General features: G+C 67.2%; 10 protein-coding genes. 6 read left to right on the top strand and 4 right to left on the bottom strand.

The window, feature by feature from the left end:
* The 3 genes from VFV09_00060 to VFV09_00050 all read left to right on the top strand — a co-directional run.
* On the top strand, nucleotides 1–218 hold a 218-nt coding region (locus VFV09_00060; GenBank protein HEU4866095.1), incomplete at its 5' end, for a hypothetical protein.
* Nucleotides 215–1,435, top strand: coding sequence for a hypothetical protein (locus VFV09_00055; GenBank protein ID HEU4866094.1), 1,221 nt, complete (start codon nucleotides 215–217; stop codon nucleotides 1,433–1,435). The genes VFV09_00060 and VFV09_00055, both read left to right, overlap by 4 nt.
* Nucleotides 1,432–2,967, top strand: coding sequence for a DUF2142 domain-containing protein (locus VFV09_00050; GenBank protein ID HEU4866093.1), 1,536 nt, complete (start codon nucleotides 1,432–1,434; stop codon nucleotides 2,965–2,967). The genes VFV09_00055 and VFV09_00050 overlap by 4 nt, the downstream gene beginning before the upstream one ends.
* Here VFV09_00050 and VFV09_00045 read toward each other — a convergent pair.
* Complete coding sequence (locus VFV09_00045; protein HEU4866092.1) at nucleotides 2,900–3,694, bottom strand: polyprenol monophosphomannose synthase; 795 nt, start codon at nucleotides 3,692–3,694, stop codon at nucleotides 2,900–2,902. The genes VFV09_00050 and VFV09_00045 overlap by 68 nt on opposite strands.
* Nucleotides 3,695–3,854: 160 nt before the next feature.
* On the opposite strand from VFV09_00045, the gene VFV09_00040 reads away from it, so the two are divergent.
* Nucleotides 3,855–4,898, top strand: a complete 1,044-nt coding sequence (locus VFV09_00040) for a hypothetical protein (protein HEU4866091.1) — start codon at nucleotides 3,855–3,857, stop codon at nucleotides 4,896–4,898.
* On the opposite strand, the gene VFV09_00035 is transcribed toward VFV09_00040, so the two are convergent.
* Complete coding sequence (locus tag VFV09_00035) at nucleotides 4,895–5,635, bottom strand: hypothetical protein (GenBank protein ID HEU4866090.1); 741 nt, start codon at nucleotides 5,633–5,635, stop codon at nucleotides 4,895–4,897. The genes VFV09_00040 and VFV09_00035 overlap by 4 nt on opposite strands.
* A 94-nt stretch (nucleotides 5,636–5,729) precedes the next feature.
* On the opposite strand from VFV09_00035, the gene VFV09_00030 reads away from it, so the two are divergent.
* Both VFV09_00030 and pdxH read left to right on the top strand, forming a co-directional pair.
* Nucleotides 5,730–6,596 (top strand): TerC family protein, encoded by an 867-nt coding sequence (locus VFV09_00030; GenBank protein ID HEU4866089.1) that lies wholly within the window; start codon nucleotides 5,730–5,732, stop codon nucleotides 6,594–6,596.
* Between the two features lie 18 nt (nucleotides 6,597–6,614).
* Entirely contained in the window at nucleotides 6,615–7,211 is a 597-nt protein-coding gene (pdxH, locus tag VFV09_00025; GenBank protein ID HEU4866088.1) for a pyridoxamine 5'-phosphate oxidase, read from the top strand.
* Nucleotides 7,212–7,470: 259 nt separating this feature from the next.
* Here pdxH and pheT read toward each other — a convergent pair whose 3' ends face one another.
* Together pheT and pheS are read right to left on the bottom strand one after the other, a co-directional pair.
* A complete protein-coding gene (pheT, locus tag VFV09_00020) occupies nucleotides 7,471–9,867 on the bottom strand; it encodes a phenylalanine--tRNA ligase subunit beta (GenBank protein ID HEU4866087.1) in 2,397 nt (798 codons plus the stop codon).
* Complete coding sequence (gene pheS, locus VFV09_00015; protein ID HEU4866086.1) at nucleotides 9,864–10,898, bottom strand: phenylalanine--tRNA ligase subunit alpha; 1,035 nt, start codon at nucleotides 10,896–10,898, stop codon at nucleotides 9,864–9,866. Before pheS ends, pheT begins: the two co-directional genes overlap by 4 nt.
* Nucleotides 10,899–10,956: the final 58 nt, after the last annotated feature.

Below are 10,956 nucleotides of genomic sequence, written 5' to 3'. Positions count from 1 at the left end.
TGGAGCGCGGGCTGAGACGCCCCGAAACCGGGGTTCCCGCTCTCGAACGGCTTGAGGCCACGGTCTACCTGGCCGAACTTTGCATACGCGGGTCCGACCCGGAGCGGGCGGCAGAGCTCCTAGCCGAAGTCCGGGGTGAGCTCGAGTCGTCGGAAGAGGCCGCCTCGCTGCTGCAGCAGGCCGCGGAGCTCGAAGCCACCCTGGCCGCAGGACCATGAGCGCCGGCATAAGCGTCAGGTCGGCCAGGTTCCGGGAAACGCCTGCGCGCTGGGCCCTAAGCGCGCTTCCGGCCCTCGGGACCTGCGGAGCCGTCCTGCTGGTGACCTGGCTGATCGGTGACTCGTTCTTCGACCACCGCCCGATCAGGTTCTTCTTCGACCACATCGACCCGAGTGTCTATTTTCGAGAGTCCGAGTGGGGCCTGGCTTCGGGGAAACTTCCCTACCGGGACCTCTTCTCCGAGTACCCCCCGATGGCCGTAATGGTCTTCAAGTTTGTCAGGCTGATCTCGACCCGGCTCGTGGTCTTCCAGGACCCGTTCCACAACTTCTGCTGGTGGTGGATGGGGCTGGCGGGGCTGGGCTACGGCTTCGCCGCCGGCAAGTTCGCCCGTGAAGGGTGGCTGCCGCTGTTCACCTGGCTCTCGCCCGCTGCGCTCTATTTCGCCCTCTTCCGTTTCGACCTGTACCCCGCTCTCGCCAGCCTGATGGCGCTGCTGGCCCTCCGGAACGAACGCTACGTCCGGGCTGCGGCCTGGCTGGGGCTGTGCATCGCGCTGAAGGGTTACGCCGCGGTCTTCCTCCCGGCCCTGGGCGTCTTTTGGATCTACCGGGTAGGGCTCAAGAAGGCAGTGGCACTCTCGGCTCTGGCTCTGGCCCCCATGGTCGTGAGCCTGGGGGTGGTCTGGCTCTACGCCGGGACCGAAGGAGTACTCATGCCTTTCGAGTTCCACGCCGGACGGGGTTACAACGGGGAGACGATCTACCTCGCCGTCGACAACCTGCTGGACACCAGGCTCAAACCCCAGCTCGACTGGATGCTGGAACACCGGGTACCGCTGGTGATCCAGGTGGCCTTCGGGCTGCTCGCTGCGGCTCTCCGCCCCCGGACCTTCGAGCAGTTGCTTCACGCGTTTCTGATCGCAGTCGTGGGGTTCGTGACCGCCTCGGTGTTCCACTCCCCGCAGTTCGCACTCTGGATCATCGTCGCAGCCGCGTTCACCACCAACCGGTACCTGCAGGTCCTGCTGGCGGCCCTCAGCTGGTTCACCTACCTGTACTTCCCGATCCTGTTCGACTGGAGCGTGCTGCCCGACGCGCCGGACCACATCGTCGGGTACCAGGAGGCGAGCATTCTGGTTCTGGTGGTGCTCAAGCTGCTCATCATGTTGCGAAGAAGGCCCGCTGGCGACCCCCCACCGCAGGAAGCCCGATGAGACCGACGAGGTCGCTGGTGACGATCTGGGTCCTGATCGCCGGCTACGGGATGCTCTTTTTCGCCTGGGCCCTCAGCAACCCCCCGGCGGTGGCGGCAGACGAGATCGCCCACTTCCTCCGGGCGGCCGGCGTGGCCCGTGGGCAGTGGATCCTCCCGGAGCCGCCACCGCTGACCCCGGAGGAGAAGGCAGAGCTGGAAGGCGGCGAGATCAGGGCCAGGGCGCAGACCCGGGTGGTCACGCTGCCCATCTCCATGTCGCCCGAAAGCCTGAACTGCCGGACGACCCCGTTCACGGTCAAGTGCCCCAACCCCTACACCGAGCCGGGGAGCGAAGCCGTCGACTTCCAGACCAACATGGGCACCACCCAGCCGTTCAGCTACGTGGTTCCCGGCATCGGGACCCTGCTCTCGGACCGGGTGGTGACGTCGATGCTCCTGGGGCGGGTCGCAGTGGCCGGCTTCTCCACACTTCTTGTCGCAGCGGCGGCCCTGGCTTTGTGGCAGGCGGGACGGGCGTCGATCTCACTTGCAGGACTTCTGGCCGCGATGACGCCGATGCTGATGTCGGTCGGCGGGAGCCTCACGGTGAGCGGTCCCGAGGTCGTTGCGGGCCTGTGCTTTTTTGCCTGCCTCCTGCGCCTGGCGCGACCCGATCCTCCTTCAAGGTGGCTTTGGGCCGGCCTGGGGGCAAGCGGCTTCACGCTGGCTGCTACCCGGGACCTCGGCCCGTTCTTCCTGGCGATGCAGCTGGTCCTGTTCCTGGGACTGCTGGGTTTCCGGCCGGTAATCGACAAATTCCGGTCGAGCCTGGTGCCCGCCCTGGCCACCTCGGCGGTGGTCGCCGGGGGCCTGCTGCTGAATGTGTGGTGGCAGGTCAACCACGAACCGCACCCCCCGACGAGCATGGATGTGCTGAGCAAGTTCTACGACCCGAGCTGGGGAAGCCTGCGCGAGATCGGCCGCCACTCGATAGGCGTATTCGGCCCCCTGGACACCCCGGTGAACACCGGCGTCTACTTCGGCTGGTCGTTTCTGCTGATCAGCCTGGCCACCCTGGCGTTCCTGGTGGGAACCCGGCGCCACCGGCTGGTGCTTGCGACCTCGGTCGTCTTTAGCGTCGTCTCTATCCTGGCGCTGGAAACCATCCAGGCCAGCGTCGGGTTCGGGGCGCAGGGAAGGCAGCTGCTGCCGATATTCGTGGCGATGCCTCTTCTGGCCGGCGAGGTCATCTACCTGAACCGGGCGGTGCTGGCGGGGCTGAGGCCCCGCCTGGTGCGCTGGTTCGGCGTAACCTGCGGCGTCCTGCACGGCTGGGCCTGGTACACGGTCGGCCGGCGGTACGCGGTGGGGCCGGGCGGCGACAACTTCTTCTATCGCGACCCCTACTTCGTCCCGCCGCTTGGCTGGCTGGTCTGGGGCACGGTCGTGCTGCTCGCGTGCGTCTGCGTCGGCGTTTTCGGCCTTATGACGCGGGACGGCTGGGGCGCCGGCGAAGCCGGTGAGGAAGGTTCTTCAACCCGGTCCGGGTGACCCACTTGACGCCTTCGACGACGATGTTCCTCGACATCTTCGACTGCCCCGTGCTTCTCTCCCGGAAGACGATCGGGACCTCCTTCACCCGGAAACCGTTCTTCCAGGTCAGGTACGCCATCTCGATCTGGAAGGCGTACCCCTCGGAGCTGGCCCGGTCGAGGTCCAGGAACTCCAGCACCTCCCGCCGGTAGCAGCGGAAGCCGCTCGTCGAGTCCCGGATCGGAAACCCGAGAAGCGTCTGGGAGTAGAGGTTGGCCGTCCGGGAAAGCAGGTGGCGGCCCCGGGACCAGCCCTCGACCGCTCCGCCCTTCGTGTAGCGGGATCCGATGACGAGGTCCGCCTCGCCCGACGCCGCGATGATCTCCGGCAGGGCGGCAGGGTCGTGCGACAGGTCGGCGTCCATCTCGATGAGAAGGTCGAACCCCCGCTCCAGCCCGAGCTTGAAGCCGGCCACGTAGGCCTTCCCCAAACCCTGCTTCGAACTGCGGTGGAGCACCTCGATGCGGTTGTTGTCCACGGCCCGGCCGTCGGCGATCTCGCCGGTCCCGTCCGGGGAGCCGTCGTCGATGATGAGGATGTTGATCGTCGGGTCCGCCGCCAGCGCCCGGTCGAGCAGCGTTTCGATGCCGGAGGCCTCGTTGTAGGTAGGGACCAGGACCAGCGTGCGGGGCGCCGACCCGCCCCGGGCGGCACTGTCCGTAGTCGATGTTTCCTGCTGATTCAAGGCGCCCCCTCTTGCCAGCGAGACGCTGGACCGTGCCCAGATGGTAAACCATCGGGAAGCTCGAAAGACTGAGGCCGCACGATACTTTTGGCGTTTCGATGTGCCCCGCCCGGGGTCCCGGGTAGTACAAACTCGGATCGGCTTGAAGTATCGTGACCGCATGAGCGACCTTCCCCCCTCCCTTCGTAAACGCCTCCTGGCCGCGCTTTGTGCGCTGCTTTGCCTCGCCCTTCTCGCCGGCTGCCAGCAGCAGGACCCGGCCGAAGAGGATGAGGGCTCCTCGCTGGGCGTCTCCAGTGACCCGATCCTGCTGCCCGACGACGCCCGCGAGATCGTCGAGGACCTGAACGGAGGGTCCGACACGGCCAACCAGACCCTGGACGACAAACTTCAGAACTCCATCGAGACCTCCCCCGCCCGCGACATCGACGACGCCTTCTTCAAGCGCCTGAAGGCTCTGGGCCGGACCACCGCCGCCGGGGCCCCCCGCCGGCTCCAGGACGTCACGGCCTACGTGCCGAAGCAGACCACCTACCCGGCGCGGTTCATGGCGTACGTGAAGCTGGCCCTGGTCGACAACCCCGGCGAGCCCCCCACCAGCCGCCTGCGCCTGTACGAAAAGCAGGCCGCCGACGAGCCGTGGAAGCTGTCGATGTACATCACGGTGCCCCCGGAGTTCCCGGCGCCGGACATCCCGCTGGACGCCGACGGGTTCGCCGAACTGGTGGCCGACGACCAGGCGGATGCATTCAAGCTGGACCCGTTCAGCGTTCCCGAGGAGCTGGGCAAGTACCTGTCGTCCTACGCCGCCGGGGCCGACTCATCGATCTTTGCCCCGGGACGTTTCACCAACGAGCTTGCCCAGTCTTACAAGGCCACAACCGACAAGGACCTGGCACTGGAGATCACCACCTCGACCGAGGTGCGGCCCGGTGAGCTGGACCCCCTCGTCTTCAAGACCCGGGACGGCGGAGCGCTTGCCCTGTTCAGCACCGACGCGATCACCAAGTACGCAGCGGCGCCCGGCAAGTCGCTGAGCCCGACCACCGGCTCCGAGGGTCTGCTGCCCACCGGATCCTACGAAACCATCGAGCGCACAATCACCCACATGAACGCAGCAGTGGTCCCGCCCACGGGCGCCGAGGGCCTGATTCAGATCGTCGGCAGCACCAGCGGAGTGGTCGCCTTCGAGCACACCCCCTAGCGGGGACCGTTCTCCAGCTCTTCGGCTTCGGCCATTTTGGCGCGGCCCAGCTCCTCGGCTTTCTTTGCGATGTTCGCGAGCTTGCCGGCCCGGTCCTTGGCCGCGGCGGCCGCCTCGGCCAGCTCCTTCGACTCGCGGAGTGCCCGCTCCGAGTCGGCTCTCGCCTTCTTCGCCTCGGCCAGCTTGGCCTCGGCTTCGGCCCGGATCTTGGACACCCGGTCCCTGGCCTTGCGGTCGCCCTCGGTGGCGGGAGCCGCGTCGAAGGCGGTAACCGGGCCGCCGAACCCGCCGGCCTCGGCCTCTTTCAGCAGGTGCCCGGACTTCAGCCGCTGCCGGGTCTGTTCGTCGGTGGCGATCGCAAGGAGCGTCTCGGTCAGCCGTTCCTTGACCTGGGCGGTGACCGGCCGGTCCTGCTCCTGCAACAGCGAGGTCGCTTTACCCGTGATCGCTGAGATCGCCTTTTGCCGCTCGGTTTTGGCGTTGTCCATATCGGCCCGGGACCTGGCGCTGCGAAGGTGCTCGTCGGCCTCCAGCAACGCCTCGACCAGGTCCGGGTGCCTCCGGGACACGAGGTTCAGTGCATAAGCGGTGACGCTCGGTCGCTTCAGCGCCTTGACCTGTCCGGCGGCCTCGTCGTCTCCCTGCTTCTTCAGCTCCTTGGCGATGCGGTCCCGCTCGGCGGTGAACTCCTCGGGTACAAGCTCGAAGAGAGGCTCGGCGGCTTCGGGAAAGTTCATCAGCGGGAATTGTATGCCGGGGGGCCCCGCTGTTTCCGGTCGCCGCAAGCCGGATAGAGTTGCGGGAGTTCCCGGCGAAAGGTGAGTACGAAGAATGGATTTTTTGACGGCGGATGTCATCGTCGGCTTTTTGACCCTGTTGGCCCTGGAAATCGTCCTCGGTATCGACAACATCGTTTTCCTGTCGATCCTCGCCGGGAAGCTTCCCGCCAACCAGCAGAAGAAGGCCCGCCAGGTCGGCCTGGCCCTGGCGCTCCTCATGCGGGTCGGCCTTCTCCTCACCCTCTCCGCGATCATCGGCCTGGTGGAACCCCTGTTCACAGTCCTCGGCCAGGACGTCTCCGGCCGTGACCTGATCCTGCTTCTCGGTGGGCTCTTCCTGATCGCCAAGAGCACCTACGAGATCCACGACAAGCTCGAAGGCCATGAGGGCCACGCTTCGGCCAAGGCGGCCGCCTCGTTTGCCAGCGTGATCATCCAGATCGGGCTTTTGGACATCGTCTTCTCGCTCGACTCGGTGATCACCGCAGTCGGCATGGTCGACGAGATCGGCGTGATGATCGCCGCCGTCGTCGTCGCCATCGGCGTAATGCTGGTGGCCGCCGAAGGCGTCAGCGGCTTCGTCGACCGGCACCCCACGGTCAAGATCCTGGCGCTCAGCTTCCTGCTGCTCATCGGTTTGAGCCTCATTCTCGAAGGCCTGCACCGCCACATCCCCAAGGGCTACATCTACTTCGCCATGGGCTTCTCGCTGTTCGTCGAGTCGATCAACTTGAGGGCCGGCCGCAAACGGGCGGAGAAGGCGGCTGCGCTGGCCGAGGAACCGGTCCGCTTGAGAAAGCGGTACACGAGGAAGAAGCCCGCGTCGCAGGCCACCGCCAAGGCGCCGGCCAAGCCGAGGCCCGCCGCGAAGAAGGCCCCGGCTAAGAAGCCGCCGGCCAAGCCGAGGGGACGCAGGTAGCCGGCACCAAGTTGCATCATGCTTTCTGAGGACGACCTGGCGCCCACCTGGGCCGAGCAGTTCGACCGATGGATGAAGGACGCGCTGGGGGCGGGCCTGGCCGAGCCCTACGCCATGGTGGTATCGACCTCGACACCGGAGGGCAGGCCGAGCGTGAGGTCGGTGCTGCTCAGGGGCGTGTCGGAGGCGGGCTTCGTCTTTCACACCAACTACACCTCCCGAAAGGGGCGAGAGCTGGCGGCCAACCCGGCCGCCGCCCTCCTTTTCCCCTGCTACGACCTCCGCCGCCAGGTGGTGGTCGACGGGAACGTCGAGGTGCTCGATGCGGCCGAGTCCGACGCCTACTGGGCGTCCAGGCCGCAGGGCTCGCAGCTGAGCGCGCTCGCGAGCCCGCAGTCGCAGGTGCTCGGGTCGCGGGAAGAGCTCGAAGAACGCCGGGCGACCCTTTTCGCCAAATACGGCACCGGCCCGGTCCCCCGTCCGTCGCACTGGGGTGGGTTCCGGGTGGTGCCGGCGGTGGTCGAGTTCTGGCAGGCGGGCCCCGACCGGCTCCACGACCGGCTCAGGTACCGGCTGGAGGGAGACGGCTGGATCGTGGAGCGCCTGGCGCCCTGAGCATCGGGCCGCCAGGGATGGGTTGTACCGGCTAGGAATCTGACCAAACGGGAGCTTGCCCCTCCAGGTTCAGGCGTCAGCCGGTGAAATATCTGCCCATTGCCTTCGGCTCCGGAACCCGGTCCCCGTGCTCCTGGAGGGTGGTGATATGAAGGGGAATGGCCTCCTTGATGAGTTGCTCCACTTCGGTCGATGTGCGCCGCTACCCAGAAATCGGCAGTTGGAAACTGCCACACGGGCGACGGAAGTCTGCAGTGTTCTAAGCCCGGACCTTGCCTCCGTGCTTTTCCGCTATTGCGTTCGCGATAGCGTTGCGCGCATCGAGCGCCTCGCCGTCGGCGAGGGTGCGTTCCGCGCTGCGAAAGGTCATGGAGATGGCGACGCTTTTTTTGCCCGGACCGACCTGCTCTCCCCGGTAGACGTCGATCAGGCGGACGCTTTCCAGCAGAGGGCCGCCGGCGGTCCGCGCGGTGCTCAACAGGCTCCGGGAGTCGACCTTCTCGGAGACGACCACCGCCAGGTCCAGCAGGACGGCCGGGAAGCGGCTCGACTCCGCCGGGGGCAGCGGGGCGCCTGCGCGGTCCAGCAGTGCGTCCAGGTCGAACTCACCCACGCTGAAACGAGCGGGAACCCCTGCCCGGTCCGCCGCCTCCGGCGTGAGCTCGCCGAAGACGCCCAGCCGGGTGCCATCGCCGGCGAACAGGCCGGCGGTCCGCGTGGGGTGGAACGGGATTTCCTGTCGCTCCTCGAACTCGGCGTCCCGGATGCTGAGGGTCTGAAGAACGACCTCGACGACGCCCTTGAGGTCGAAGAAGTCCAGCTCGCGCTCCGGCGAGTGCCACTCCTGCGGGGTCACTCCCCCAAGGGCTACGGCCAGCCGGAGCTTTTCCACCGGCGGTTCGACGCCGTTGGGGTGGAACGTCTTGCCGATCTCGAACAGGCGAACCGCTCCCGGGCGCCGGGAGAAGTTGAGAGCCGCCGACCGTAGCAGGCCGGGCAGGACCGAGGGCCGCAGCAGCGACTCGTCCTGGCTGATCGGGTTGGCGAGGGGCGTGGCTGCGTCCCTGCCGAGGCCGATCTTCTCCAGGTCGGCCGGGCTGACCAGGCTGGAGGTGCGCGCCTCGTAGAGACCGGCGCCGATCAGAGCCCGGCGGAGCCTCCGCAGCCCCTTCTCCTCGTCCGACAGTTTGCCCACCCGGTTGGGCCCTGCGGGCAGGGTCGCTGGGATCCTGTCGTACCCGATTACCCGAGCAACCTCCTCTATGAGGTCCTCCTCCATCTTCAGGTCAACCCGAAAGGTGGGGATCGTCGTGCCGACCGCCCCGTTCTTGGTCTCCGGTCTTAGCCCCAGACGCGCCAGGGCGTCGGTCATCAACTCGTCGCTGAAGTCCGCTCCCAGCAGAGCCCGAGCCCGCTCCGGGCGCATGACGATGGTCAGCTTGTTCACCGGGTCCGGGTAGACGTCGACCGAGCCTGCCGTTGCGGTTCCGCCCGCCCAGCTGGTGATGAGAGCCGTGCACAGCCTTGACGCGAGGTCCACCCCATTGGGGTCCACTCCCCTCTCGAACCGGGCCGACGCCTCGGAGCGCAGCGCGTGGCGGCGGGAGGTTCTAAAGATCGACCGGGTCTCGAAGTTTGCGGTTTCCAGGATCACGCGGTTGGTCTGGTCGGTGACCTCGCTGTCCCTCCCGCCCATGACGCCGGCGAGAGCAACCGGCTTCGACTCGTCGGCGATCACCAGGTCCTCCGGGTCCAGCTTGCGCTCCACCCCGTCGATGGAGACCAGCACCTCGCCCGGAGCCGCCCGGCGGACGACTATCCTGCCGCCCCCCACCTTGTCCATGTCGAAGGCGTGCTGGGGCTGGCCCGTGACGAGCATGGCGTAGTTGGTCGCGTCGACGACCGCCGAAATCGGCCGTACGCCGCTCAGGACCAGCCGTTGCTGCGCCCACGCCGGCGACGGGCCAGAGCCTGCGCCCTCGATTACCCGGGCCATGTAGCGGGGGCAGCCGGCGGAGTCCAGGATCTCGACCTGGACGAAGTCGGAGGCCTTAGAAGACTCGGAGACCGGGAATTCCAGCATCGCGTTGAAGTCCTTCAGCGCCGCCCCGGTGCACGCCGCCACCTCTCGGGCGATGCCGATAAGGCCCATGGCGTCCGGCCGGTTGGGGTTGATCTCCAGCTCGAGAACCGCTTCTCCCAGCCCCAGGGCCTGCTTGATGTCGGTCCCGACCACGGCTTTCGGGTCGAGGATCAGAAGGCCCGAGTGATCGTCGCCCAGGCCTAGCTCGGAACCGCTGCAGAGCATGCCTTCGGAGGGGACGCCCCGGAACTTGCGCCGTCCGATCTCGCCCACCTGCGGCAGCTTCGACCCCGGTTGGGCCACCGGAACCCGGTCCCCCACCTTGAAGTTGCTGGCGCCGCACACCACGCTGATGTACTCGCAGCCGGTGCGCACCCGGACCACCGACAGCTTGTCCGCGTTCGGGTGGGCCTCCACGGCGTCCACCTCGCCGACGATGATGCCCTCGACGCCCTCACCGGTGCGGTAGATCTTCTCCACCTTCATGCCGGCCGACGTCAGCTTGGCGGCGACGTCCTCCGGAGTACCGTTGATCTCGACAAACTCGGCGAGCCAGGAAAGCGGGACCTTCATCGGGCGTCCAGGAAGCGCAGGTCGTTCTCGTAGAACGTGCGCAGGTCGTTGACCGAATATTTGAGCTTGGCGATCCGCTCGACTCCCATGCCGAAGGCGAAGCCGGTCGTCGACGGCGGGTAGCCGACCGAGCGGAACACGTTCGGGTGGATCATGCCGGCCCCCAGAATCTCGATCCAGCCTTCGCCCCGGCAGGTGGGACACCCGCTGCCGTCACAGGCGAAGCAGGAGACGTAGACCTCGGCCGACGGTTCGGTGAACGGGAAATAGCTCGGGTGCATCCGGACGGTGAGGTTGTCGCCGAACATCTGCCTGGCGAACGCCTGCAGGACCCCCTTGAGGTCGGAAAAGCTGATGCCCTCGTCCACCGCGAACCCCTCGATCTGCATGAACTGGGCCAGGTGGTTGGCGTCGATCTCGTCCCGGCGCGCCACAACCCCCGGGACTACCATGTAGTGCGGGGGCGGACCGGACTCCATTACCCGCGCCTGCATCGGCGAGGTGTGGGGCCGCAGGACGTAGGGCTCGGGGGCCCCGGTGTCGACGTAGAAGGTGTCCTGCATCGACCGGGCCGCGTGGTCCTGCGGGATGTTGAGCGCCTGGAAGCTGTAGTAGTCGGTTTCGACGAGCGGCCCTTCGGCGACCTGGAAGCCGAGCCCGACGAAGATGTCGACGATCTCCTCGAGCACCACGGTCAGGGGGTGGAGCTTCCCGGTGGGCGGCTTGCGGCCCGGGAGGGTGATGTCCAGCCGCTCGGCCTCGAGCCGGCCGGCCCGCTCCGAGTTGTCGAGGTCGGCGAGCTTTCCGGCGATCGCGGATTCAATCAATCCTCGGACGCGGTTGGCCGCCTGCCCGACGAGCTTGCGCTCCTCCACCGGCAGGGTGCCGAGGGTCTTGCCGACTCGCGCCAGCGGGCCCTTGCGGCCGAGGTACACGATCTGCAACTCCTGCACTCGGTCCGAGGAGTCCGCGGCGCCGAGCGCCTCCAGGGCTTCCTTCTCGATTAGCTCCAGCTCGTCGACCGGGCTCAAGACGCCGCACCGTCGGCCGTGATGGGCAGGGTGAAGCAGAAGATTGCGCCCTTGTCGG

Source organism: Actinomycetota bacterium, assembly GCA_035759705.1.
Taxonomy (GTDB): domain Bacteria; phylum Actinomycetota; class CADDZG01; order JAHWKV01; family JAHWKV01; genus JAJCYE01.
The sequence above is the reverse complement of the archived record's forward strand: the minus strand, read 5'-3'. Positions and strand labels throughout refer to the sequence as shown.